Origin of the sequence: Pseudomonas sp. RW10S2, assembly GCF_014268985.1 — a bacterium.
In the GTDB taxonomy this organism is placed as follows: Bacteria; Pseudomonadota; Gammaproteobacteria; order Pseudomonadales; family Pseudomonadaceae; genus Aquipseudomonas; species Aquipseudomonas wayambapalatensis.
This window is the reverse complement of sequence record NZ_JABWRO010000092.1, coordinates 1-24,477: the sequence shown is the minus strand read 5'-3', so window position 1 is coordinate 24,477 and position 24,477 is coordinate 1. Positions and strand designations below refer to the sequence as shown.

The 24,477-nt window shown below is 63.8% G+C and carries 26 protein-coding genes and 1 tRNA gene; 13 read left to right on the top strand and 14 right to left on the bottom strand.

Annotated elements, in window-relative coordinates:
- Positions 1–42 precede the first annotated feature (42 nt).
- The 5 genes from HU729_RS18675 to HU729_RS18655 form a co-directional block, all read right to left on the bottom strand.
- Complete coding sequence (locus tag HU729_RS18675; protein WP_029614333.1) at positions 43–984, bottom strand: ribose-phosphate pyrophosphokinase; 942 nt, start codon at positions 982–984, stop codon at positions 43–45.
- Positions 985–1,031: 47 nt separating this feature from the next.
- Positions 1,032–1,106: transfer RNA gene (locus HU729_RS18670), tRNA-Gln, on the bottom strand.
- 20 nt (positions 1,107–1,126) lie between these two features.
- Positions 1,127–1,987, bottom strand: a complete 861-nt coding sequence (ispE, locus tag HU729_RS18665) for a 4-(cytidine 5'-diphospho)-2-C-methyl-D-erythritol kinase (protein ID WP_186711213.1) — start codon at positions 1,985–1,987, stop codon at positions 1,127–1,129.
- A 4-nt stretch (positions 1,988–1,991) separates the two neighbouring features.
- On the bottom strand, positions 1,992–2,609 hold the full coding sequence (gene lolB / locus HU729_RS18660) for a lipoprotein insertase outer membrane protein LolB (RefSeq protein WP_186667643.1): 618 nt from the start codon (positions 2,607–2,609) through the stop codon (positions 1,992–1,994).
- A 3-nt stretch (positions 2,610–2,612) separates the two neighbouring features.
- Positions 2,613–4,340 (bottom strand): tetratricopeptide repeat protein, encoded by a 1,728-nt coding sequence (locus tag HU729_RS18655; RefSeq protein WP_186667644.1) that lies wholly within the window; start codon positions 4,338–4,340, stop codon positions 2,613–2,615.
- Positions 4,341–4,613: 273 nt separating this feature from the next.
- Here HU729_RS18655 and hemA point away from each other — a divergent pair, with 273 nt between their 5' ends.
- The 6 genes from hemA (at position 4,614) to HU729_RS18625 (ending at position 9,978) form a co-directional block, all read left to right on the top strand.
- Positions 4,614–5,891 carry a glutamyl-tRNA reductase gene (gene hemA, locus HU729_RS18650; RefSeq protein WP_186711212.1) on the top strand — a complete coding sequence of 426 codons (1,278 nt, stop codon included), beginning with the start codon at positions 4,614–4,616 and terminating at the stop codon, positions 5,889–5,891.
- Positions 5,888–6,970, top strand: coding sequence for a peptide chain release factor 1 (gene prfA, locus HU729_RS18645; RefSeq protein WP_186667645.1), 1,083 nt, complete (start codon positions 5,888–5,890; stop codon positions 6,968–6,970). Before hemA ends, prfA begins: the two co-directional genes overlap by 4 nt.
- On the top strand, positions 6,970–7,800 hold the full coding sequence (gene prmC / locus HU729_RS18640; protein WP_186667646.1) for a peptide chain release factor N(5)-glutamine methyltransferase: 831 nt from the start codon (positions 6,970–6,972) through the stop codon (positions 7,798–7,800). The genes prfA and prmC overlap by 1 nt, the downstream gene beginning before the upstream one ends.
- Complete coding sequence (locus HU729_RS18635; RefSeq protein ID WP_186667647.1) at positions 7,794–8,549, top strand: molybdopterin-synthase adenylyltransferase MoeB; 756 nt, start codon at positions 7,794–7,796, stop codon at positions 8,547–8,549. The genes prmC and HU729_RS18635 overlap by 7 nt, the downstream gene beginning before the upstream one ends.
- Positions 8,542–9,342, top strand: coding sequence for a glutamate racemase (gene murI, locus HU729_RS18630; RefSeq protein ID WP_186667648.1), 801 nt, complete (start codon positions 8,542–8,544; stop codon positions 9,340–9,342). The genes HU729_RS18635 and murI overlap by 8 nt, the downstream gene beginning before the upstream one ends.
- Positions 9,343–9,459: 117 nt before the next feature.
- The gene (locus tag HU729_RS18625; RefSeq protein ID WP_186667649.1) at positions 9,460–9,978 is read left to right on the top strand and encodes an acyloxyacyl hydrolase; all 519 of its coding nucleotides are present in this window, start codon (positions 9,460–9,462) and stop codon (positions 9,976–9,978) included.
- A 37-nt stretch (positions 9,979–10,015) separates the two neighbouring features.
- On the opposite strand, the gene HU729_RS18620 is transcribed toward HU729_RS18625, so the two are convergent.
- The 5 genes from HU729_RS18620 to HU729_RS18600 form a co-directional block, all read right to left on the bottom strand.
- Positions 10,016–10,720 (bottom strand): SDR family NAD(P)-dependent oxidoreductase, encoded by a 705-nt coding sequence (locus HU729_RS18620; protein ID WP_186667650.1) that lies wholly within the window; start codon positions 10,718–10,720, stop codon positions 10,016–10,018.
- An 11-nt stretch (positions 10,721–10,731) separates the two neighbouring features.
- Positions 10,732–12,159, bottom strand: coding sequence for a deoxyribodipyrimidine photo-lyase (gene phrB / locus HU729_RS18615; RefSeq protein ID WP_186711210.1), 1,428 nt, complete (start codon positions 12,157–12,159; stop codon positions 10,732–10,734).
- Positions 12,160–12,182: 23 nt separating this feature from the next.
- Positions 12,183–13,052 carry a MerR family transcriptional regulator gene (locus HU729_RS18610; protein ID WP_186667652.1) on the bottom strand — a complete coding sequence of 290 codons (870 nt, stop codon included), beginning with the start codon at positions 13,050–13,052 and terminating at the stop codon, positions 12,183–12,185.
- Positions 13,042–14,007: a DUF523 and DUF1722 domain-containing protein gene (locus HU729_RS18605; RefSeq protein ID WP_186667653.1), complete on the bottom strand. Its 966-nt coding sequence runs from the start codon at positions 14,005–14,007 to the stop codon at positions 13,042–13,044. The genes HU729_RS18610 and HU729_RS18605 overlap by 11 nt, the downstream gene beginning before the upstream one ends.
- Before the next feature lie 94 nt (positions 14,008–14,101).
- Positions 14,102–15,088 (bottom strand): NAD(P)/FAD-dependent oxidoreductase, encoded by a 987-nt coding sequence (locus HU729_RS18600; protein ID WP_186667654.1) that lies wholly within the window; start codon positions 15,086–15,088, stop codon positions 14,102–14,104.
- A 187-nt stretch (positions 15,089–15,275) separates the two neighbouring features.
- Between HU729_RS18600 and HU729_RS18595 the strand changes: the two genes are divergently transcribed.
- Both HU729_RS18595 and hemH read left to right on the top strand, forming a co-directional pair.
- On the top strand, positions 15,276–16,181 hold the full coding sequence (locus tag HU729_RS18595; protein WP_186667655.1) for a TIGR01777 family oxidoreductase: 906 nt from the start codon (positions 15,276–15,278) through the stop codon (positions 16,179–16,181).
- A gap of 13 nt (positions 16,182–16,194) precedes the next feature.
- Positions 16,195–17,208 (top strand): ferrochelatase, encoded by a 1,014-nt coding sequence (gene hemH, locus HU729_RS18590; protein ID WP_186711209.1) that lies wholly within the window; start codon positions 16,195–16,197, stop codon positions 17,206–17,208.
- A 60-nt stretch (positions 17,209–17,268) separates the two neighbouring features.
- On the opposite strand, the gene HU729_RS18585 is transcribed toward hemH, so the two are convergent.
- Together HU729_RS18585 and upp are read right to left on the bottom strand one after the other, a co-directional pair.
- Positions 17,269–18,543 carry a uracil-xanthine permease family protein gene (locus HU729_RS18585; protein ID WP_186711208.1) on the bottom strand — a complete coding sequence of 425 codons (1,275 nt, stop codon included), beginning with the start codon at positions 18,541–18,543 and terminating at the stop codon, positions 17,269–17,271.
- A 2-nt stretch (positions 18,544–18,545) separates the two neighbouring features.
- Entirely contained in the window at positions 18,546–19,184 is a 639-nt protein-coding gene (upp, locus tag HU729_RS18580) for a uracil phosphoribosyltransferase (RefSeq protein WP_186667658.1), read from the bottom strand.
- A gap of 164 nt (positions 19,185–19,348) precedes the next feature.
- On the opposite strand from upp, the gene HU729_RS18575 reads away from it, so the two are divergent.
- The 4 genes from HU729_RS18575 to HU729_RS18560 all read left to right on the top strand — a co-directional run bounded on the left by HU729_RS18575 (position 19,349) and on the right by HU729_RS18560 (position 21,279).
- The gene (locus HU729_RS18575; protein WP_186667659.1) at positions 19,349–19,906 is read left to right on the top strand and encodes a hypoxanthine-guanine phosphoribosyltransferase; all 558 of its coding nucleotides are present in this window, start codon (positions 19,349–19,351) and stop codon (positions 19,904–19,906) included.
- Between the two features lie 3 nt (positions 19,907–19,909).
- Positions 19,910–20,383, top strand: a complete 474-nt coding sequence (locus HU729_RS18570) for a WbuC family cupin fold metalloprotein (RefSeq protein ID WP_186711207.1) — start codon at positions 19,910–19,912, stop codon at positions 20,381–20,383.
- Between the two features lie 65 nt (positions 20,384–20,448).
- Positions 20,449–20,919, top strand: a complete 471-nt coding sequence (locus tag HU729_RS18565) for a hypothetical protein (RefSeq protein ID WP_186667661.1) — start codon at positions 20,449–20,451, stop codon at positions 20,917–20,919.
- Between the two features lie 69 nt (positions 20,920–20,988).
- Positions 20,989–21,279 carry a PA4642 family protein gene (locus HU729_RS18560; RefSeq protein ID WP_186667662.1) on the top strand — a complete coding sequence of 97 codons (291 nt, stop codon included), beginning with the start codon at positions 20,989–20,991 and terminating at the stop codon, positions 21,277–21,279.
- Positions 21,280–21,360: 81 nt separating this feature from the next.
- On the opposite strand, the gene mqo is transcribed toward HU729_RS18560, so the two are convergent.
- Both mqo and HU729_RS18550 read right to left on the bottom strand, forming a co-directional pair.
- Positions 21,361–22,866, bottom strand: coding sequence for a malate dehydrogenase (quinone) (gene mqo, locus HU729_RS18555; RefSeq protein ID WP_186667663.1), 1,506 nt, complete (start codon positions 22,864–22,866; stop codon positions 21,361–21,363).
- A 605-nt stretch (positions 22,867–23,471) separates the two neighbouring features.
- The gene (locus HU729_RS18550) at positions 23,472–23,705 is read right to left on the bottom strand and encodes a hypothetical protein (protein ID WP_186711205.1); all 234 of its coding nucleotides are present in this window, start codon (positions 23,703–23,705) and stop codon (positions 23,472–23,474) included.
- Positions 23,706–23,849: 144 nt separating this feature from the next.
- On the opposite strand from HU729_RS18550, the gene HU729_RS18545 reads away from it, so the two are divergent.
- Entirely contained in the window at positions 23,850–24,434 is a 585-nt protein-coding gene (locus HU729_RS18545; protein ID WP_054894590.1) for a YajG family lipoprotein, read from the top strand.
- Positions 24,435–24,477: the final 43 nt, after the last annotated feature.

Genomic DNA, 24,477 nt, shown 5'->3' with positions numbered 1-24,477 from the left:
GGGGGGGGGGGGGGGGGCGCTTTTCGTCAGCGTGCGTTCCGCTTAGCGGAACATCGCGCTGATCGATTCTTCGTTGCTGATGCGGCGGACCGCCTCAGCGACTACCGGTGCGATATCCAGCTGGCGGATACGGTCACAGGCTTGAGCAGCGGCGGACAGCGGGATGGTGTTGGTCACCACCAGCTCGTCGAGCACCGACTTCTCGATGTTCTCGATCGCACGACCCGACAGAACCGGGTGGGTGCAATAGGCGTAGACCTTGGCAGCGCCGTGGTCTTTCAGGGCCTTGGCCGCGTGGCACAGGGTGCCGGCGGTGTCGACCATGTCGTCTACCAGGATGCAGGTGCGTCCTTCGACGTCGCCGATGATATGCATCACCTCGGAGTGGTTCGCTTTCTCGCGGCGCTTGTCGATGATACCCAGGTCGACGCCCAGCGACTTGGCGACGGCGCGTGCACGCACCACACCACCGATGTCGGGGGAGACGATCATGAGATTATCGAAACGCTGGTCTTCGATATCGTCGACCAGTACGGGCGAGCCGTAGATGTTGTCGACAGGAATATCGAAGAACCCCTGGATCTGGTCAGCGTGCAGGTCGACGGTGAGAACACGGTCGATACCCACGACAGTGAGCATGTCAGCGACGACTTTGGCGCTGATGGCTACACGTGCCGAACGCGGACGGCGGTCCTGGCGGGCGTATCCGAAGTAAGGAATCACGGCGGTGATTCGGGAAGCTGAGGAGCGGCGGAAGGCGTCGGCCATCACTACCAGTTCCATCAGATTATCGTTGGTCGGAGCGCAAGTCGGCTGAATGATAAAGACGTCTTTACCGCGGACGTTTTCATTAATCTCAGTGCTGATTTCGCCGTCGGAGAATTTACCGACAGAAACATCACCCAGTGGGATATGCAGCTGACGTACTACACGCCGAGCCAGATCGGGGTTGGCATTCCCCGTGAAGACCATCATCTTGGACACGCGCAGTACCTGAAGGCTGAGGGTAACCTGGATGAGTATAAGGAAAATGGCAGGGGCGGCTGGATTCGAACCAACGCATGGCAGGATCAAAACCTGCTGCCTTACCGCTTGGCGACGCCCCTGTATCTGTTGCTGCGAACGCTTATGCGCTCGACTTCTTGATCAGACCTTGCAGCTTGCGATGCAACATCGAAACATTGCTTCCTTTTGCCACAAACCCTGTTTGGGTCTCTGAAAGAAGGGCCAGAACTCTATCAGCTTCGGCTTTGCTTGGGAAGGCCCCAAACACGCAACTTCCAGTGCCGGTCATTCGAGCTTCCGTAAATTTACCCAGCGAATTCAGCGCATTGCGAACTTCTGGATAACGTTGCTCTACCACCGGTTGGCAGTCATTTCGACTGTTTCCCTCGGGAACGGGGCGCATCTTAAGGGGGAGGGAATCACGTGTCAACTCTGGATGCGAAAAAATTTCCGCTGTGCTGACAGACACTTGCGGCACCAGCACGACATACCAAGGTTCTTCAGGATCAACCGGGGTCAGCTGTTCGCCGACACCCTGGGCGAAGGCGGCGTGACCGCGTACGAACACCGGCACATCTGCGCCCAGTGTCAGCCCCAGCGCAGCGAGGCGGTCGACCGGCCAGTCGAGCTGCCAGAGATGGTGCAGGGCGAGCAGGGTAGTGGCCGCATCGGAGCTGCCGCCACCGATACCGCCGCCCATGGGCAGGATCTTGTCGAGCCAGATGTCGACACCCAGTTGCGTGCCGGACTGTTCCTGCAGCTTGCGCGCTGCGCGCACTATCAGATTGCTGTCGTGGGGGACATCGGCGATCTCGGTGTTCAGGCGGATCAGGCCATCGTTGCGCAGCTCGAAGCTCAACTGGTCGGCGTGGTCGAGGAACTGGAACACGGTTTCCAGCTCGTGGTAGCCGTCGGCGCGTCGGCCGGTAATGTGCAGCCACAGGTTGAGCTTGGCCGGGGCGGGCAGGGTGAGCCTGTGCATCGGATCAGTGTCCCAGCTGGCGGGGTTGCCAGTCCTTGACCACCAGGGTGACGTCGAGGTTTTCGCCGCGCAGCTTGAGGCGCTCGGGCAGCCAGTAGCCGTTCTGCTCGATGTAGCTCAGGTATTCGACTTCCCAGCCGTCCTGGGTGAGGCGGGCCAGGCGGCTGTCGCCATCGAGGGTCAGCTGGCTCTTGCTGTCGGGGGCCGGAAGGCCGCGGACCCACCAGACCAGATGCGACACCGGCAGGCGCCAGCCGAGTTGCTCTTCGAGCAAGGCTTCGGGGTTCGCTGCTTCGTAGCGACCCTGGTTGGCCACTTCCAGCACCACGCCGCCGGGGCGGCCGGTCAGGCGTGCGGCGCCACGACCCAGAGGACCTGCCAGGCGAATGTCGTAGTAGTCCTGGCGCTGCAGCCAGAACAGCGTACCGCTGCCCGAGTCACGCGGGGCACGGATGCCGACCTTGCCGTTGATCTGCCAGCCGTCGAGGGTGCTCAATTGTTGCTTGTGTTCGCGCCACTGTTGCGGGCTGCCCTTGCCCTGGACGGCTTCACGGGTGCCAAAACCGGCGCAGCCGGTGAGCAGGGCGATGAGGGCGAAGGTGATGAGATGACGCAAACGCATGATTTAGAGGTTCTCGGATCCGGTCAGGCGCAGGACGGTCTTGCGCAGGATAGGGCTGTCGGGCTGCTCGGCGAAGGCCTTGGCCCAGACCTGGCGTGCTTCGCGGCGTTTGCCGTTGGCCCACAGCACCTCGCCCAGATGGGCGGCGACTTCATGGTCGGGGAAGCGCTCCAGCGCCTGGCGCAACAGGCGTTCGGCCTCGTCCAGGTTGCCCAGGCGATAATTGACCCAGCCCAGGCTGTCGAGCACTGCAGGATCGTCCGGGGTGAGCTGGTGGGCTTTGTCGATCAGTGCTTTGGCTTCGCCATAGCGTGTGGTGCGGTCGGCCAGGGTGTAGCCCAGGGCGTTGAGGGCCATGGCGTTTTCCGGCTCGCGGGCGATGATGGCGCGCAGGTCCTTTTCCATCTGCGGCAGGTCGTCGCGCTTCTCCGCCAGCATGGCGCGGGTGTAGAGCAGATTGAGGTCGTCGGGGTAGCGCTTGATGGCCTGCTGCAGTACCTGGTCGGCCTGGGCTTCCTTGCCATTGTTACCCAGGGTCTCGGCCTCGATGAGGTAGAGCTGGATCGCATAGTCGGGCTGTGCTTCGCGGGCTTCGGCCAGGTGGCGCGAGGCCTCGGCGCTGCGGCCGTTGGCGATCAGGATGTCGGCTTGGCGCAATTGCGCGGCCAGGTAGTCCGGGCCTGGGCCGACCAGCGCATACTCGCGCAGGGCCGCTGCCGGCAGGTTGCGTTCTTCGCGAATGCGGCCGAGGTTCAGGTGCGCGGCGTCGACGTTGCTGTCGCGCTCGACCAGTTCCTGCAGATAGCCTTCGGCCTCGTCCCAGTTCTTGTTCTCCATGCTCACCAGGGCCAGCGAATAACGCAGCTCGTCGTCATCCGGGTACTGTTGCAGCAGGTTCTCGAACTCGGCCTTGGCGTCGGTGATGCGGTCTTGCTCGACCAGCGTGCGCGCATAGGTGAGGCGCAGGCGCTTGTCGTCCGGATTGTCGCGAATCGCCCCGCGCAGCAGTGGCAGGGCCTCGTCGCCACGGTCCAGGGCCTGGAGCAGGCGCGCGCGCAGCAGGATCGGCGCAATTTCGCCATTGCGTGGCGGGTGGCTTTCGAGCAGTTCGAGTGCTTGTTCGGTCTTGCCGTCCTGGTTGAGCAGCAGGGCCTTGCCGAAGACCAGCTGGCCGTTGTCCGGGTACTTGACCAGCAGGCGATCGAAGCTTTGCATCAGCCCGTCGCGGGTGCTCTGGTCGGTTTCGGCGGCAGACAGGGCGAGGAAGTCGAAGTGGGTGTCGCCCTGGCCCTGAAGCACTTTCTCCATATAGGCCATGGCGTCGTCGTAGCGCCCGGAACGGGCCAGCTGGATCGCTGCGGCGCGCTGGGCGTCGAGGCTCTGCGGGTCGTTGCGGGCCCAGATCAGTGCGGTGTCGAGGGCCGGTTCGTCGGCTCCGAGGTACTCGGCGATGCGGTAGGCGCGCTCGGAGACGGCCGGATCCTGGGTTTTTTGCGCCTGGTCGACATAGTTGGCCAGGGCAATGTCGAAGCGATTGCGCTGGCCGGCAAGCTCAGCCACCAGCAGGCTGTAGAGTGTGTCCTGTTTGAACGATCCATACACCACAGGCGCTTTCGCCTCGGGCTTGTCGGCTTCGGCAACAGCTTGCTGATCCTCGCTCTTGTGCGGGGTCAGGCTCTGGCAGCCCTGGAGCAGGGCGAAGGCAAGCAGCAATGCGTAGGGTCTGTTCATAGAGGCTTTGGTGGACTAACCGGCGGTCGGAGCATGATGACACAAGCGCGGGGGCAAACCCACCCGCGAAGTGTGTGACCGCGCCGGGCGCGGGATGTTCGGCGGGCAGGCCCGCTGCCACAACTGGTTGCGGCAGGTGCCTGGCCTTGATTCGCGCCTTGTCCGCAGGCCTCGAGATAGCCCAGGCTCATCACGACAATAGCGAACGGTGGTTGTCCTGAATCCTGCGAAGTAGGACAATTATCGGCTTCCCGTCCCAACCAGCGACCTTGCATGGCCTTTCTCGCCCTCGGTATCAACCACAAGACTGCCTCGGTAGACGTACGCGAGCGCGTGGCGTTTACGCCCGAGCAACTGGTCGATGCCCTGCAGCAGCTCTGCCGACTGACCGCCAGCCGCGAGGCGGCGATCCTGTCGACCTGCAACCGCAGTGAGCTTTATATAGAGCAGGACCAGCTCAGCGCCGACGCCGTGCTGCAATGGCTGGCCGCCTACCATCGCCTGAGCCTCGACGAACTGCGTGCCAGCGCCTACGTTCACGAAGAGCACGATGCGGTCAAGCACATGATGCGTGTCGCCTCCGGGCTCGACTCGCTGGTGCTGGGCGAGCCGCAGATCCTCGGCCAGATGAAGTCGGCCTACGCAGTGGCCCGCGAGGCCGGCACCATCGGTCCGCTGCTCGGGCGCCTGTTCCAGGCCACCTTCAGTGCCGCCAAGCAGGTGCGCACCGACACCGCCATCGGTGAGAACCCGGTTTCGGTCGCCTTTGCCGCGGTCAGCCTGGCCAAGCAGATCTTCGCCGACCTGGGCCGCAGCCAGGCCTTGCTGATCGGTGCCGGTGAAACCATCACCCTGGTCGCCCGCCACCTGCACGAGCAGGGGGTCAAGCGGATCGTCGTCGCCAACCGCACGCTCGAGCGAGCCAGCATCCTCGCCGAGCAGTTCGGTGCCCATGCCGTGCTGCTGGCGGACATCCCCCAGGAGCTGGCCAACAGCGATATCGTCATCAGTTCCACCGCCAGCCAGCTGCCCATTCTTGGCAAGGGTGCGGTCGAGAGCGCGCTGAAGCAGCGCCGGCACAAGCCGATCTTCATGGTCGACATCGCTGTGCCGCGGGACATCGAGCCGCAGGTGGGCGAGCTGGACGACGTCTACCTTTATACTGTCGACGATCTGCACGAGGTCGTCGCCGAAAATCTCAAGAGCCGCCAGGGTGCAGCCCAGGCCGCCGAAGAGCTGGTCAATCTCGGTGCCGAGGATTTCATGGCGCGCCTGCGCGAGCTGGCTGCGGTGGACGTGCTCAAGGCCTACCGTCAGCAAAGCGAGCGGCTACGCGATGAGGAACTGCAAAAAGCCCAGCGCCTGCTGGCCAACGGCGGCAACCCCGAAGAAGTACTCGCCCAACTGGCCCGCGGCTTGACCAACAAGCTGTTGCACGCGCCCAGCGTGCAACTGAAAAAGCTCTCTGCCGAAGGCCGTGTCGATGCGCTGGCCATGGCCCAGGAACTCTTTGCCCTCCACGAGGGCTCGACGGACAAACCCACGCAATGAAAGCGTCGCTGCTGAAAAAACTGGACATCCTCCAGGACCGCTTCGAAGAACTCACCGCCCTGCTGGGTGATGCCGAAGTCATTTCCGACCAGACCCGTTTCCGCGCCTATTCCCGTGAATATGCCGAAGTCGAGCCGGTGTTCGTCGCCTACAAGGAGTGGTGCAAGGTCCAGGAGGATCTGGAGGGCGCCCAGGCGCTGCTCAAGGACAGCGACCCGGACCTGCGTGAGATGGCCGTGGAGGAAGTGCGCGACGCCAAGGAGCAACTCGTCGTCCTGGAGTCGCAGCTGCAGCGCATGCTGCTGCCCAAGGACCCCAACGACGGGCGCAACGTGTTCCTCGAAATCCGCGCCGGCACCGGCGGCGACGAGGCTGCGATCTTTTCCGGCGATTTGTTCCGCATGTACTCGCGCTACGCCGAGAAGCGTGGCTGGCGCCTCGAGATTCTCTCCGAAAACGAGGGTGAGCACGGCGGCTACAAGGAAATCATCGCCCGCGTCGAGGGCGACAGCGTATACGGCAAGCTCAAGTTCGAGTCTGGTGCGCACCGCGTGCAGCGGGTGCCGGAAACCGAATCGCAGGGTCGCATCCACACGTCCGCCTGCACCGTGGCGGTGCTGGCCGAGCCTGACGAGCAGGCCGCGATCGAGATCAACCCGGCCGACCTGCGCATAGACACCTACCGCGCCTCCGGTGCCGGTGGTCAGCACGTGAACAAGACCGATTCGGCGATCCGCATCACCCACTTGCCGACCGGTATCGTCGTCGAGTGCCAGGAAGAGCGTTCCCAGCACAAGAACCGCGCCCGCGCCATGTCCTGGCTGTCGGCCAAGCTCAACGACATGCAGACCAGCGCCGCGCAGAATGCGATTGCCAGCGAGCGCAAGCTGCTGGTGGGGTCGGGCGACCGCTCCGAGCGCATCCGCACCTACAACTACCCGCAGGGTCGGGTGACCGACCATCGCATCAACCTGACGCTCTACTCCCTCGACGATGTGCTCGCCGGTGGCGTCGATGCCGTGATCGAACCCTTGCTGGCCGAATACCAGGCCGATCAACTGGCCGCCCTGGGGGACTGATGACCATCATCGCCAGCCTGCTGCGCAACGCGCAATTGCCCGATTCGCCGACCGAGCGCCTGGACGCGGAGTTGTTGTTGTCCGCTGCCTTGGGCAAGTCGCGCAGCTACCTGCACACCTGGCCCGAGCGCATCGTCAGCAGTGAGGCGGCGCAGACGTTCGCGGCTTTTCTCGAGCGCCGTCGTGCAGGTGAGCCGGTGGCGTACATTCTCGGTCAGCAGGGCTTCTGGAAGCTCGACCTTGAAGTCGCGCCGCACACCCTGATCCCTCGGCCGGACACCGAGCTGCTGGTGGAGGTCGCGCTCGAACGGGTGCCTGCCAAACCTGCCCGGGTGCTGGATCTTGGCACCGGCAGCGGCGCCATCGCCCTGGCCCTGGCGAGCGAGTGCCCGGCCTGGCAGGTGACGGCGGTCGATCGCATCGACGAGGCCGTGGCTCTGGCCGAGCGCAACCGCGAGCGTCTGCACCTGGCGAATGTCCAGGTGCGCAGCAGTCACTGGTTCGACGCCCTGGCCGACGAGCGCTTCGACCTGATCCTCAGCAACCCGCCTTACATTGCCGCCGAAGATCCACACCTGAGCGAGGGCGATGTGCGTTTCGAGCCCAGCAGTGCGCTGGTGGCCGGCCCCGATGGCCTTGACGATCTGCGCCTGATCATCGCCCAGGCGCCGCAGCACCTGTTGCCCGGCGGCTGGTTGCTGCTCGAGCATGGCTACGACCAGGCGGCCGCCGTGCGCGACCTGCTGGTTGGCAGCGGTTTCATCGACGTGGACAGCCGCCGCGACCTGGGCGGCCACGAACGTATTTCCCTGGGGCGCCTGCCATGCTGAGCGACCAGGAGCTGTTGCGCTATAGTCGGCAGATCCTGCTATCGCAGGTCGACATCGACGGCCAGTTGCGGCTCAAGCAGAGCAAGGCCCTGGTGGTCGGGCTTGGTGGCCTGGGGTCGCCGGTCGCGCTCTACCTGGCGGCTGCCGGCGTGGGTGAATTGCACCTGGCCGACTTCGACACGGTCGACCTGACCAACCTGCAACGCCAGGTCCTCCATGACAGCGGCAGCGTCGGCATGAGCAAGGTCGATTCGGCGCTGCAGCGCCTGCAGGCGATCAACCCGGAAGTCACGCTGGTCGCCCATCGCCATGCCCTGGACGACGACTCCTTGGCTGCGGCGGTGGCGGCGGTGGACCTGGTGCTGGACTGCTCCGACAATTTCGCCACCCGTGAGTCGGTCAACGCCGCGTGCGTGGCGGCCGGCAAGCCGTTGGTGAGCGGCGCGGCGATTCGCCTGGAAGGGCAGTTGTCGGTGTTCGACCCCCGCCGCGACTACAGCCCTTGCTATCACTGCCTCTATGGCCATGGCAGCGAGGCCGAGCTGACCTGCAGCGAAGCCGGCGTGATCGGTCCTCTGGTAGGGCTGGTCGGCAGCTTGCAGGCGTTGGAAGCGCTGAAGCTGCTGGCCGGGTTCGGCGAGCCCCTGGTGGGCCGCCTGCTGCTGATCGATGCCCTCGGCACGCGCATGCGTGAGCTGCGGGTCAAGCGTGATCCGGCCTGCACGGTGTGTGGCGATCGCCATGGCTGATCGCTCGGCGCCGGTGGGCGTGATGGATTCGGGGGTCGGTGGCTTGTCGGTGCTCGCCGAGATTCGCCGCTTGCTGCCCAACGAGTCGCTGCTCTACGTGGCCGATTGCGGTCACGTACCCTATGGCGAGAAATCCCCCGACTACATCCGTGAGCGCTGCCGGCGCATCGCCGAGTTCTTCCATGCTCGCGGTGCCAAGGCCATGGTCCTGGCGTGCAATACCGCGACCGTGGCGGCCGTGGCCGACTTGCGCGAACGCTACCCCGATTGGCCGTTGGTGGGCATGGAACCTGCGGTCAAGCCGGCCGCCGCGGCGACACGCTCCGGCGTGGTCGGCGTCCTGGCCACCACCGGCACCTTGCAGAGCGCAAAATTTGCCGCGTTGCTCGACCGATTCGCCAGCGATGTACAGGTCGTGACCCAGCCGTGCCCGGGGCTGGTGGAGTTGATCGAGACAGGCGATCTGGGCAGCCCGAAGCTGCGTGCAATGCTGCAGGGGTACGTGCAGCCGCTGCTGGCGGCGGGCTGCGACACGCTGATCCTCGGATGCACTCACTACCCCTTCCTGCGCCCGCTGTTGGCCGAAATGGTGCCCTCGGATGTGGCTATCATCGACACGGGCGCTGCGGTGGCGCGCCAGTTGCAGCGCTTGTTGAGCGCCCGCGACCTGCTTGCCGAGGGGCCTTCACGCGAGGCGGCCTTCTACAGTAGCGCTGCGCCGCAGCACCTTCGCGAAATCCTGCCGGTGCTGTGGTACGGGTCTGTAGAACAGGTCAGCGCGTTCGACCTGTAAAAAATAGCTGAAATCTCCCGCACACAAGCTGAACTATCGTCCTAATGTCGATTTCTATCATTTTGCCTGGTTCACAGGCGGACACTTGATAACAACACCAGGAAGAAGGACGAGCTCATGAGGCATTTGCTTGGAATGGCGGCGGTTGCCGCGTTGGCATTGGGGCAGGCGGTGTCGGCACAGGCGGCTGATGTTTCGTTGTCGGTGGGGCAGACTGGCGACAGTACCATGGTCTATCGACTGGGGTTGCAGTCGAACTGGGATGCCAGTTGGTGGCAGACCAGCGTAGGCCGAATCACCGGGTACTGGGACGGTGCCTACACCTACTGGGATGGCGATGAGCGGGCAAGCAATCACAGCCTGTCGTTCGCCCCCGTGTTCGTGTACGAGTTCGCCGGGGACTCAGTCAAGCCCTACATCGAAGCGGGGATCGGTGTGGCGGCATTCTCACGGACCAAGCTGGAAAGCAATGACCTGGGCTCGTCGTTCCAGTTCGAGGACCGCATCGGTTTTGGCCTGCGCTTTGCCGGTGGGCACGAGATCGGGGTTCGCGCGATCCACTACTCCAACGCCGGGATCAAGCAGCCCAATGATGGGGTCGAGAGCTATTCGCTGCATTATCGAATGGCGCTCTGACCCGGATCACCGGGGCGTGCAGCGCCCCGGGTTTACTTCAGGCTTCCCAGGGCAGTGGCCACAGCAAGGTCGGGTCCAGCACTTCGAGCACCAACTCGGCCTGTGGGTGCTTGAGCCTGCGCGCCAACTCATCTGCTGCGCTCTGCGCCGTCCAGGATTCAGGTATCGCCATGCTGTTGCTGACCGGTGCCTTGAGCGACTGTGGCGCGACCACCGTAAGCTGTACCGCCAGATCGTCGAGGACCTTGCGTTGCTCACGGAACCACTGGGGCAGGCTGTTGTGGCCCGCCGGGGTCTGCGCTGGCGCAAACAGTTGCAGCGTCGAATAGCGGCTGAACAGTGCCATCACCTGTGGCCTGTCGCCTCTGGCCAATAACGACAGTGCGCTGGCCAGGACATGCTCGCTGGCGCGCCGGTTGCTGCTGACGATCTCTTCCATTACCGCGTTGGCAGGTAGATCGTTTGCTAGGTAATCGCACGTGCCGGCATTGACGATCAAGACGTCCAGTGCCCCCCAGTGCGACTGCAGCTGCTCGGCCGCAGACTGCGCCCCGACCAGCTCGTTCAGGTGCGCTGGCAGGCGCAGCAGGCGTGCCTCGTGTAGCTCGGCCAAGGTATCGAGCTCCTGGCAATCCATGCCGCTGGCCGCGACCCGATGGCCCTCTTCGAGCAATCGTTCGACCAAGGCGAGGCCTACTCCATTGCTGGCCCCTGTTACCCAGAACCTTCGCGTACTACTCAATGCTATGCCCTTCAGTTGATGGAGGCGGGTAGCGCCTTGAATGCTGCCAGTGCCCGATGGCGGCTGCTGTCCAGATCGACGATCGGGCTGATGTAGCCACTTGTATCAAATAGTCCGGAAGATTTCACAGGCAAATGAATGTATTTGTCATCCAGATGAGTGAGTTCCGGTAGCCAATGGCGTATGAAGCGTCCTTGGGGGTCGAAACGCTGCGACTGGGTCACCGGGTTGAAGATCCGGAAATAGGGCACCGAATCGGTGCCGGTGGAGGCGCTCCACTGCCAGCCGCCGTTGTTTGCCGCCAGGTCGCCGTCGATCAGGTGTCGCATGAAATGCCGCTCGCCCTTGCGCCAGTCGATGAGCAGGTTCTTGCTCAGGAACATGGCGACGACCATGCGCAGCCTATTGTGCATCCAGCCGGTATGCAGCAGCTGGCGCATGGCCGCGTCGATCAACGGGAAGCCGGTGCGGCCTTGTTCCCACGCCTGGAGATCGTCGGGCGCGTCACGCCAGGGCAGAGCCTCGGTGGGGGCGCGGAAGGGGCGGTGGCGCGAGACCTGTGGATAGCCCACCAGGATGTGCTTGTAGAACTCGCGCCAGAGCAGCTCGTCGATCCAGGTGCGTACACCTTGGCTGCCGCTGTCGAATTCGCCACGGTTGCTCGACAGTGCGGCGTGCAGGCATTGGCGCGGCGAGATCACACCGGCGGCAAGGTAGGGCGAGAGCTGGCTGGTGCCGGGCCTGGCCGGCAGGTCACGCAGGGTCTGGTAGTCGTCGATGGTTTCGTCGACGAAGCGCGACAGCCTGCCCTGGGCTTCGTCTTCACCGGCAGGCCAGTGCTCGCGCAGGCTCTGCTCGGGCGTGTCGAAGCCTTCTATGTGCCGGGGGATCGGGTCGCTGGCGATGCCTAGGGAAGCCTGTGGTTTCACGGGCTGGGCAAGGGTTGGCAGGCTGCGATGCAAATGTTCCAGGCAGGTCTTGCGAAACTGGCCGAAGACCTGGAAATAGTGGCCCGCCTTGGTCAGCAGGGTGCCGGGATGGAAGAACAACTGATCTAGGTGTGTGCGGGCGGTCACGCCGGAGCGCTCCAGCAAGGATTGGGTCCGCCGGTCACGCTGGCTTTCGTTGACGCCGTACTCGTCGTTCCAGTGCACGGTCTGCACCTTGTGCGTGCGGCAAACCTTGAGCACGGTTTCGGGCACCTGTTGCCAGGTGTCGGTATGGCGGATCAGCAACGGGATGTTCAGGCGTTCGAGGGCGTGGCGCAGGTCGCGCAGGTTGCGCAGCCAGAAGTCAACCTTGCTCGGCGCATCGTCATGCGCCTGCCATTGCCCGGGGCTGGCGATCCACAGGGCAATGGTCGGCCCCTGTGCGGTAGCGGCGGCGAGGGCGGTGTTGTCGTTGATGCGCAGATCGCTGCGCAGCCAGATCAATTGCATCTCAGGATCTCTGACAGTCGGGTTCAGCGTGATTGCTGAAGCAGGCGCAATGCCCCCTGCGGTGTCTCGAAGAGCAGCAGCGCCGGAAGTTCCAGGCCGCGCAGTCGCTCCTCATGGATGAAGACACTGGCGCCCCCGAGGAGTTTCGTCAGCGTTACATCCCGCAGGGGGGCCAGTGCTTGGAGGTCGATGCGCGGCCCCAGGTGCAGCACCAGGGCGCGCGGGGCGAGTTGGGCGATCGCGTGCAGCAGTTGCTTGCCGCCGACCGGTTGTTCGAGCACCTCCACGGCAAAACCGCTGCTGCTGAGCAGCCAGGCGGCGAGCCACAGTTGAGCATCGAAGGGGGCGTCAAGGGTCGTGGCCAGCAGTACCGGCGGCCCCTCGAGCGAATGGTTGTCGTGGTAGACCCGCGCGCCCAGCTTGCTGCGCAGCCAGGTGTGGAAGAAGGCCTGCTCGAGGCTGGCGTCGAAGTGCTTGCGCCAGCGTTGCTCCAGGCGCTCGAGCAGCGGCAGCAGCAGTTGCTCGCACAGAGTCGAGGCGGGATAAAGCGCCATGGCCTGGTTGAGTTGCTGGTCCAGCGCGCGTTGGGCGAGATTGGCAATGGCCTCGACCAGTTGCTGGCAGCGCGCTTGCCAGTCACCCTCCAGCCTTGGCGAGGCTTCGCTGCGGTTTTCAAGCAGGTCACGCACCTGGCTCACCGAGGCGCCGCGTTCCAGCCACTGCAGGATCGCCTGCACCTTCTCGACATGCTGTGTGCTGTACAGGCGATGGCCCTTGGGCGTGCGCTCCGGCACCAGCAGGCCGTAGCGTCGCTCCCAGGCCCGTAGGGTGACCGGGTTGACCCCGGTGCGCCGGGCCAGTTCGCCGATCGGCAGGCTGTCTTCAGAGTGCATTGCGCAGGCCCAGGTTTTCCGGGTGCGGTTGCAGGTAAGCCTGCTGCATCAGGTAAGGGTCGGGGTGAACGCGCAGATGGTGCTTGAGCAGGGTCAGCGGGACCACCAGCGGCACGCTGCCCTGCTGGTACTGGCTGATCAGGCGCTGCAGTTCGGCTTTGTCGCTGCTGTCCAGGGCATCGCGCAGATAGCCGCACAGGTGCTGCAGGACGTTGCTGTGGGTGCCGCGGCTGGCGCAGCGGCGCAGAGCCTGCATGAGTTGGCTGAAGTAGCGCGGGCCTATCTGCAGCGGGTCGTCGTCGCGGCTCATGCTGCCCAGCAGGCGCCCGAGTTCGCGGTAGGCCTGCGGGTTGTGCGCCATCAGCAGGTATTTGTAGCGTGAGTGGAAGCGGATCAAGGCGCCGCGGCTCAAGCCTTGTGTTAGCAGGTGCTGCCAGTCGGCATAGGCGTAGACGCGGCTGATGAAGTTCTCGCGCAGCACTGGGTCGTGCAGGCGGCCTTCTTCTTCCACCGGCAGGTCCGGGCGGCGCTCGCAGAACGCCTGGGCATAGGCGCCGCGCCCGCCCAGCAGTGAGGGGCGGCCATTGTCCTGGTAGACCTTGACCCGCTCCAGCCCGCAGGAGGGTGACTTCTGCATGAACACATAGCCGCAGATATCGTCGAGTGCTTCGGCCATCTGCTGGCCGTAGGCACGCAGGGGAGGGGCGAGGTCGGTACCGGGATTGCGCGGGTTGATCACTTCCGGGGCCTGGGGATCGCCGACCAATCGAATGGCGTCGCGAGGAGTGCCCAGGCCAATGGCAACTTCCGGACACAGCGGCAGCCAGTCGAAATGCTCATCGAGCGACTGGCACAGGTCCGAGGCTTTGTGCCCGCCGTTGTAGCGCACATCCTGCCCGGCCAGGCAGGCGCTGATGGCGATGCGGGGTTTGCCTGTCGAGTGGGGAGCGTTCATCGTGGCCTCCGTAGACCTGTACAATCCGATAATTTTGTACAGGTCTATTCCAGCACATCGAAAAACTTATGCAAGACAAATTTTTTGTACAACTTTACTCGAGGTGCTCGAGCAAGCGACGCGCCGCCTCCTGGCCGCTGAGCCAGGCACCTTCCACGCGTCCGGACAGGCACCAGTCGCCGCAGGCGTACAGGCCCTGGTCGGCGTCGGCGAGGGTGCCCCATTCATGGTTGCCGACGGGGCGGGCATAGAGCCAGCGGTGGGCGAGGGCGAAGGTCGGTGCTGGCACCACGCAGCCGACCAGTTCGGCAAACTCGCCCCACAGCTGCTCGATCACTTCTTCTCGGGGCAGGTCCAGGTGCTGGCGACTCCAGCTGGAGGTGGCGTGCAGCACCCAAGTGTCGAGGTGTTCGTCGCGGCCGGGTTTGCTGCGGTTGCGTGCCAGCCAGTCGAGCGGATTGTCCTGCACGAAGCAGCCTTGCATCGGGGTATCGAGCGGTGTCTGGAAGCCCAGGGCGATGGCCCAGGTGGGTTCCATCTGCACGCCGGCGGCGACCGCTGCGAGCTTGGGTGTGGCCGCCAGCAGGGGAGTGGCCTGGGGGGCTGGCACGGCAATCACCACCTGGCTGAACGGCCCGTGGCTGCAGCCTTCGGTGTCCTGTAGATGCCAGTACTGCTTGCCGCGAAAGACCTCGGTGATACGGCACCCGAAGTTGACCGTGACATCCTTGAGCAGGCCGCGGGTGATGGCGCTCATGCGTGGCACGCCGACCCAGCGGGTCTGTTCGTCGGGGGAGGGGGTCAGTTCACCGTCGCGGTAGTTGTAGAGCTGCGGCTTCCACTGCGCGGCCCAGCCGGCGGCGACCCATTGCTGGACCTGCTCGACGAAGCGTCGGTCGCGGGCGGTGAAATACTGGGCGCCCAGGTCGAGCGCGCCGGCATCGCTGCGCTTGCTGGCCATGCGCCCGCCACTGCCGTGGCCCTTGTCGAACAAGTGGACGTTCTGTCCGGCCTTCTGCAGGGCCTGGGCGGCGGACAGGCCGGCGATACCGGCACCGATGATGGCTATAGGTACTGTCATGATGGCCTCTTCGAACCTTGCTTTAAGCAGACTACGCTGTCAGACAAACCTGTACAATGCAGAAGTTTTGTATAAGGTTATTCCGCTCGATAGGACAGGTTGGCCTATGTTTATCCGAGAGCTATCGGTTTAAAAAGTGCCTTGATCTTAAAAATAGACCATGGCCGCAGCTTGCGAGGACACAGCCATGCATATATTGCTGACGGGCGGTACTGGATTGATCGGCCGGCACCTGTGCCAGCTCTGGCTCAGCCAGGGCCATCGCCTGACGGTATGGAGCCGCGAGCCTGCCCAGGTGCCCAAGCGTTGCGGCAGCGGCGTGCGCGGTATCGCTCGGCTGGAGGAGCTGGAGGCGGACGATCCGCTGGACGCGGTGGTCAACCTGGCCGGCGCGCCCATCGCCGACCGACCCTGGACGGCCGCGCGCCGGCAGCTGTTGTGGGCCAGTCGTGTCACCCTCACCGAGCAGTTGCTGGGCTGGTTGGAGCGCCGCGAGCAGCGTCCCGGGGTGCTGATTTCCGGCTCGGCCGTGGGCTGGTATGGCGATGGTGGCGAGCGGGAGTTGACCGAGGCCTCGCAGCCGGTGAAAGAGGACTTCGCCAGCCAGCTGTGCATCGCCTGGGAAGAGACTGCGCAACGTGCGCATACGCTCGGCATGCGCGTGGTGCTGGTGCGTACCGGGTTGGTACTGGCCAGCGACGGGGGCTTTCTTTCGCGTCTGCGCCTGCCCTTCAAGCTGGGGCTTGGCGGGCCGATCGGCGATGGTCGGCAATGGATGCCCTGGATCCATATAGAGGACCAGATCCGCCTCATTGATTTTCTCTTGCAGCAAAACGACGCCAGCGGTCCCTATAATGCCTGCGCGCCAGAGCCGGTACGCAACCGTGAGTTCGCCAGGCGTCTGGGACGTGCATTGCATCGCCCGGCGTTGCTGCCGGTGCCTGCGCTGGTGCTCAAGGCTGGCCTGGGCGAGTTGTCGACCCTGCTGCTGGGTGGCCAGCGTGCGCGCCCGGTGCGCCTGCTGGCTGAAGGTTTCACGTTCCGCTTCAACGATCTGCAATCGGCGTTGGACGACCTGTCCGACCGCCTCTGACATAGGACGCTGCATGACCGATCATGCCCTGCTGCTGGTCAACCTGGGTTCACCGGCATCCACCTCGGTCGCCGATGTGCGCCGCTACCTCAACCAGTTCCTCATGGACCCGTATGTGATCGACCTGCCCTGGCCGGTGCGGCGCTTGCTGGTGTCGCTGATCCTGATCAAGCGCCCGGAGCAGTCCGCCCACGCCTATGCGTCGATCTGGTGGGACGAGGGTTCGCCGCTGGTGGTGCTGACTCGGCGCCTGCAGGCGGCCATCACCCCGCATTGGCCGCATGGGCCGGTGGAAATCGCCATGCGCTATGGTCAACCGGCGCTACCAGAAGTGCTCGAGCGCCTTGCCGCGCAGGGTGTGCGCAAGGTGACCCTGGCACCGCTGTACCCGCAGTTCGCCGACAGCACCGTGACCACGGTGGTGGAGCTGGCTCGCCAGACAGTCGCCGAGCGCGACCTGCCTGTCGAAATGCGCGTGTTGCAGCCGTTCTACGATGAACCTGAGTACATCGATGCGTTGGTCACCAGTGCCCGTCCTTACCTGGAACAGGACTACGATCATCTGCTGCTGAGCTTCCATGGCCTGCCGGAGCGCCATCTCAAGAAACTCGATCCGACCGGTTCGCACTGTTTCCAGAGCCCGAATTGCTGCGAGACTGCCTGTGCCCAGGTGCGCAAGGTTTGCTACCGCTCGCAGTGTCTGGCCAGTGCTGCTGCGTTCGCCAAGGTGGCAGGAATTCCCGAGGGCAAATGGTCAGCCTCGTTCCAGTCGCGGCTGGGGCGGGCCAAGTGGATCGAACCCTACACCGAGACGCGTCTGGACGAGTTGGCCAAGGCGGGAGTGAAGAAGCTGCTGGTGATGTGCCCGGCGTTCGTTGCCGATTGCATCGAGACGCTGGAGGAGATCGGCGATCGCGGCAAGGAGCAGTTCATCGAGGCCGGCGGCGAGGAGCTGGTGCTGGTGCCGTGCCTGAACGATCACCCGCAGTGGGCGCAGGTATTGGCGGGGATGTGCGAGAGGGCTTGAGTCGGTGACGACTTCTTCGCGGGTAACCCTGCGAAGAAGTCGGCTCGGTTCAACGCCTGGTCAAGGCAACTGGTCATCCAGCTTCTTGTTCTTCCAACCATCGTTGCCCGGCAGGATCAGGTTCAGGGCAATGGCGACCACGGCGCACAGGGCGATGCCCTTGAGGCCCCAGTCGTCCGGGCCGTCGCCGCTGCCGATCAGCACACCACCGATACCGAACACCAGGGTCACCGAAACGATCACCAGGTTGCGTGCCTCGGCGAGGTCGATCTTGTGGCGGATCATGGTGTTCATGCCCACTGCCGCGATCGAGCCGAACAGCAGGCAGAGAATGCCGCCCATCACCGGCACCGGAATGCTCTGCAGCAGCGCGCCGAACTTGCCGATGAACGCCAGGGTGATCGCGAACACTGCAGCCCAGGTCATGATCTTCGGGTTGTAGTTCTTGGTCAGCATCACCGCGCCAGTGACTTCGGCGTAGGTGGTGTTGGGCGGGCCGCCGAACAGGCCTGCAGCGGTGGTGGCCAGGCCGTCACCGAACAGGGTGCGGTGCAGGCCGGGCTTTTTCAGGTAGTCGCGACCGGTCACGCTGCCGACTGCGATCACCCCGCCGATGTGCTCGATCGCCGGCGCCAGGGCCACCGGAACGATGAACAGGATCGCCTGCCAGTTGAACTCCGGCGCGGTGAAGTTGGGCAGTTCCAGCCAGGGGGCTGCGGCGATTTTCGCGGTGTCGACCACGCCGAAGGCGAACGACAGGGCAAAGCCCACCAGCACGCCAGCAATGATCGGCACCAGGCGGAAGATACCCTTGCCGAACACGGCGACGATCAAGGTGGTCAGCAACGCCGGCATGGAGATCAGCATGGCGGTCTTGTACGGCATCAGCGCGGCGCCGTCGCCACCCTTGCCCATGGCCATGTTCGCGGCAATCGGCGCCATGGCCAGGCCGATGGAAATGATCACCGGACCGATGACCACAGGTGGCAGCATGCGGTCGATGAAACCGGTGCCCTTGATCTTCACCATCAGGCCCATGAAAGTATAGACGAAGCCTGCGGCCATCACGCCGCCCATGGTCGCGGCCAGGCCGAACTGGCCCTTGGCGAGGATGATCGGGGTGATGAAGGCGAAGCTCGAGGCCAGGAATACAGGCACCTGACGGCCCGTGACCAGCTGGAACAGCAAGGTGCCGAGGCCCGCGGTGAACAGTGCCACGTTAGGATCCAGGCCCGTGATCAGCGGCATGAGCACCAGCGCGCCGAATGCCACGAAGAGCATCTGCGCGCCCGAGACGACCTGGCGCCACAGCGGGTCGTTGAAGCCGTCCTGCATGTTCAGGCGTCCTTCTGCTTGGTGCCGAAGATCTTGTCGCCGGCATCGCCCAGGCCCGGCACGATATAGCCATGCTCGTTCAGGCGCTCGTCGATGGACGCGGTGTAGATCTGCACGTCCGGATGGGCTTTCTCGACCACCTCGATGCCTTCGGGCGCCGCGACCAGGACCATCGCGCGGATTTCCTTGCAGCCGGCTTTCTTCAGCAGCTCGATGGTGGCGACCATCGAACCGCCGGTAGCCAGCATCGGGTCGATGATCAGCGCCAGGCGCTGATTGATGTCGGGGGCGAGTTTTTCAAGATAGGTGTGCGCTTCGAGGGTTTCCTCGTTGCGGGCTACGCCCACGGCACTGACCTTGGCGCCCGGGACCAGGCTGAGCACGCCGTCGAGCATGCCGATACCGGCACGCAGGATCGGGACCACGGTGATCTTCTTGCCGGCGATCTTCTCGACCTGGACCTTGCCGCACCAACCGTCGATCTCGTAGGTTTCCAGCGGCAGGTCTTTGGTGGCTTCGTAGGTCAGGAGCGCACCGACTTCCTGGGCGAGTTCGCGAAAATTCTTGGTGCTGATATCGGCACGGCGCATCAGGCCGAGCTTGTGGCGGATCAGCGGATGGCGGATCTCACGAGTAGGCATAGGGGAAGGCTCCGGGGGGCGGGCAAAAAAACCGCGCTAGGTTAATCTATTCAGTCCTTGCTGTCGTGCAGTCATTGAGCACGTTAGTCCATAAATGCTTGATCTGGGACGAGCGGATGCGTACCTTTGCCCGCTTTTCCAAAATGCACCTCCTGGAGAGCGCCATGTCCGCCGATCTCGAGCATATCCGCCAAGTGATGAGCGAGGCCGATTGCCTGTACAACGAAGCCCAGGTCGAAGCGGCCATCGCCCAGGTCGGCGAGCAGATCTGCAAGGACCTGCACGACAAGAACCCGGTAGTCTTCTGCGTGATGAACGGCGGCCTGATCTTCGCCGGCAAGCTGCTGACCCACCTGCAGTTCCCGCTGGAGGCCTCGTACCTGCACGCGACCCGCTACCGCAACCAGACCAGCGGCGGTGAGCTGTTCTGGAAGGCCAAGCCGGAGATCTCGTTCATCGATCGCGATGTGCTGATCGTCGATGACATCCTCGACGAAGGCCACACCCTCAGCGCCATCATCGACTTCTGCAAGCATGCCGGCGCGCGTTCGGTGTACACCGCGGTGCTGATCGACAAGGACCACGACCGCAAGGCCAGCCCGGACTTGAAGGCCAACTACGTCGGCCTGCCGTGCGTCGATCGCTATATCTTCGGTTATGGCATGGACTACAAGGGCTACTGGCGCAACGCCAATGGCATCTTCGCCGTAAAGGGCATGTGAGCCATGCGCCAGCCTGCCTTCATCGACAAGACGTTGTTCGACGGGCTGGCCGCCAAGGCTGCCAGCAACCCGCGTGGTCGCCAGCACCACAATTTCCATGAGATGGAAGAGCCTTGCCATCGCATGGCAGTCGGCTTGCAGACGAACACCTACATTCCGCCACACCGTCATCTGAAGGATGACAAGGCCGAGGCGCTGGTGGTGCTCAAGGGGCGTCTGGGGCTGCTGATCTTCGATGAGCAGGGCGCGGTGTGCGACAAGCGTGTGCTCGAAGCCGGCGGTGATTGCCTGGGGGTCGACCTGGCGCCCGGCACCTATCACGGGTTGGTGGTGCTCGGAGATGACAGCATCCTGTTCGAGTGCAAGTCCGGCCCCTACCGCCCGGTGGGCGAGGGCGAGCATGCCTACTGGGCACCGCGCGAGGGCGAGGACGGGGTGGCGCAGTACCAGGCCTGGATGCGCGCGCAGTTCGATTGAGCGCGCGCTGACAGTAGCGGTCGATCAGGCGTGCTAGAGTGCTCCCCTCTGCCAAGGAGCCTCTCATGCGTGCGATCTTTCCCCTTCTGCTGGCGCTGAGCCTGCCGCTGTCGGCAGCCCCCTTGCACAGCCAGTTCCTTCCGCCTGATGACCTCTCGCTGCGCCAGGAAGAACCCGAGTCGCAACAACTGCTGCAGGTCACCGACTACTCGGTGGTGGTCGGTGCCCAGCGTCAGTCCAACCAGCAGCCGATTCCCATCACCTCGTCCCTGACCTTGCGCCTGAAGGGCAAGCCCTTGAGCAAGGGGGCAACTATCGGGCAGGTGCTGGTCACCTTCGACGGCGAGGGCGGCAAGAGCCTCAAGCGGCCGACCTACGATGACAAGTCCCGCACCCTTACGCTGAATTATCCACAGGCCGATTACCGGGTGATCATGGACCTGCTGCGCAACGAGACGCTGTACGTACAGTTCCTCAGTTACGCCAACGGCCACGTCTGGGCCGACCTGCACACCGGAACCGTACGTACGCGTTGAGGCGCACGGGCTGCCAGCGGTACACTGCCCGCCTTTGAAATGCCCGTGATGGCCCAGTTGGAGTCGGCAATGCGTAAAGACAAGAAGCAGGTTATCGGTGACGAGATCAGCGACGACTACATCAAGACGTTCCTTCAGTTCGAGCCGGCCGATGGCCTGACCTCGCCGTCGCATCACAAGCTGATCAAGGCCTACCGTGGCCTGCGCATCGACGACTTCGAGCGTTTCGTTGGCTTCTTCGTCGAGGCCGGATACGACGTCGATGGCAAGGACGAGCACGGCAAGACCTTCGCCGAAACGATCGCCGACCAGCGCAATGCGCCGGAGTACATCGAGGTCATCGCCAACGCCCGCGGCTGATCCTCCAGTCTGCCCTTTTCGCGGGCAGGGATTGCAGGCACAAAAAAACGCCCCTCGGGGCGTTTTTTCGTTTCAGCCATTTCAGGCGTAGTGCTTGGCCGGGCTGTTTTGCGCCAGGTCCAGGGCCACGTCGTTGTCGGCGCTGATCTTGTGGTACAGCGCGGCATCGGTGGCCAGGGCCTTCTCGCGAGCCGGGAAGATTTCCTTGAGCTTGGCAGCCCAGGCGCCCTTCGCTTGCTCGGGGAAGCAGCGCTCGATCAGTTCGAGCATGATCGAGACGGTTACCGAGGCGCCCGGCGAGGCGCCAAGCAGCGCAGCCAGGCTGCCATCGGCGGCCGAGACCAGCTCGGTGCCGAACTGCAGGATGCCGCCTTTCTTCGGATCCTTCTTGATGATCTGCACGCGCTGGCCGGCCACTTCCAGGCGCCAGTCCTCGGCTTTGGCTTCGGGGTAGAAGCGGCGAAGCGATTCCAGGCGCTGCTCCATCGACTGCATCACTTCGCTGACCAGGTACTTGGTCAGGTCCATGTTGTCGCGGGCTACCGCCAGCATCGGGCCGATGTTGCCCATGCGCACCGACAGCGGCAGGTCCATGAACGAGCCATGCTTGAGGAACTTGGTGGTGAAGCCGGCGTAAGGGCCGAACAGCAGGGATTTCTTGCCATCGACCACGCGGGTGTCGAGGTGTGGCACCGACATTGGCGGGGCACCGACCGCGGCCTGGCTGTAGACCTTGGCCTGGTGCTGCTTGACGATTTCCGGATTGTCGCAGCGCAGCCACTGGCCGCTCACCGGGAAACCGCCGAACCCCTTGCTTTCCGGGATGCCCGACGCTTGCAGCAGCGGCAGCGCCGCGCCACCAGCGCCGAGGAAGACGAAGCGGGCGTCGACTTCACGGCTGTTGCCGCTGTTGACGTCCTTGATGCTCACGGTCCAGCCGTCACCTTTACGGCGCAGGCCGGTGACCTTCTTGCTGTACTTGACCTGGGCATTGGGGCTGTCGCCCAGCAGCTTGAGCAGCTTGTTGGTCAGGGCGCCGAAGTTGACGTCGGTGCCCTTGAGCACGCGGGTGGCCGCAATGTGCTGGTCGGCCGGGCGACCAGGCATCATCAGGGGCATCCATTCGTTCATCAGCGCCTTGTCTTCGGTGTATTCCATCTCGGAGAACGCGTGGTGCTGCTTGAGCAGCTCGAAGCGCTTCTTGAGGAATTGCACACCCTTGTCACCTTCGACATAGCTCAGGTGCGGCACGGGATTGATGAAGTCGCGCGCCGAGCCGAAGCCGCCTTTTCTGCTCAGGTAGGCCCAGAACTGGCGGGACACCTCGAACTGGGTATTGATGTGCACGGCCTTCTTGATGTCGATGCTGCCATCGGCGGCCTGGGGCGTATAGTTCAGCTCGCACAGGCCGGCGTGGCCGGTCCCGGCGTTGTTCCAGGGGTTGGAGCTTTCCGCGGCCCCGGAGTCCATCGCCTCGACGACTTCCAGCTTGATCGCAGGGTCCAGCTCCTTGAGCAGTACGGCCAGGGTGGCACTCATGATGCCCGCGCCTACCAGTACCACATCAACCGATTCGTTCTGCGCCATTAACGCGTCTCCACAATCTACAGCACCTAATTGACAGCATAGGACCCCTGGGTTGGCCAGGATCGCCATGTCCGACTCTTCGCAGTTCTTGCAACTTCCGCGGACACCGCCAATCAGTCTTGGGTGTTCGATAATTGAACGCCATTTGCCACGGGTGCGGCAATTCGACTTATGGTCAAGTGTTCCGTCGTGCGTTATGGACCGGCCTCAGGCTCCCATCCAGGATGAGCGCTTTTGCCGTCTGTTCAGGGCTGTTCGAGACGTATCTGCCGCTTTTGCACATGCCAGACTGTTCATTTGCTCGCCACACTCTCGTGAAGTTGTGAAAAACCGTTTTTTCACGCTCTTTTGGAGTCGTGAACCTCAAAAGTGGACTGCGCGGTGGCAACCCGCAGGTTCATGCGCAGCAGACGGCCAGAGACAGCAGGCACGACAGCCAATGCAAGACCTGAGTGGAAGGCTCTCTGTGGGCGAAGCGGTGAAGGTGCCGGGGTCAAGCGGCGAGTGCGGGGCCCGATCAGGAGACGTCCTTATAATCGGGGGGAGATTATAACGAGGTCGCGGGCAGAAAGGTCGTTCTTCTTGGGTTTTTATTGCAGCGTTTGTCAGGCCGGGAGGATGCGTTGCTGCCAACGGCGGCTTGCAGGTACGCAAATCCGGGCACTGTTGGGCAGCGGATGGCCCAGCCAGCCCAGGTGTGCTTCGCTGACCTGGACCCAGCCACTGCCGCTGGGTGCCTGGTGGCACTGCTTGAAGGCCAGGCATTTGCCGTCGCTGTCGAGACGGGCGTAGGTGGTGTGGCGCGGGCGTTGGAAGAGCAGAGTCCAGAGCGAGGCCATGGCGGCGAGTCCTGTTTGATCGGGCTGGGGCAAGGATAGCGCCGTGGCCATGAAACCATTGTGACAGCAGCTGCGGGCCGATGACTGGCTTGCTCCAGGCTGGGTATACTGTGGGCCTTTGCCGCTTTTTCTGGAGAAATGCGCATGCTGCAACGTCTGTTGTTCGGTTTGATGGCGGTGGCCACCCTGAGCCTGGTCGGCTGTGCACACAGCCCGCAGCAACTCAGCCCGCAACCCAAGCTCACCGCTCAGCTCAATCCGGTAGGTCGTGGCCAGCCGGTGGTCGTGCGGGTGGTCGACGGCCGTGCTTCGCAGTCGCTGGGCACACGGGGTGGCATGTACCCGGAGACCAGCACCATTACCGTCAACGGCAATGACGTGGTGCCCAAGCTGCAGGCCCAGGCCGAAGCGGCAGTACGCCTGCTCGGCTTCACCCCCACCTCGGGTGCCGGCAGCGCGCCACAGCTGACCGTGACCCTGGCCGAGCTGAAGTACCAGTCGCCCAAGGACAAGATGTACGTGACCGAGGCCACCATCGGTGCCACCTTCCGTGCCGACGTGTCCAACGCCAACCGTCGCTACAGCGGCCGCTATGGCGCTTCTCTCGACCAGCGTTTCGGCATGGCGCCGAACCAGGAAACCAACACCAAGCTGGTCAGCGACGTACTCAGCGATGCGCTGACCCGGCTGTTCAAGGATCCGACCATCGGTCAGGTCCTGGCTGAATAAGCACGCGGCCTGAATGAACAAAACCCGCTGCCTGGTCACAGGC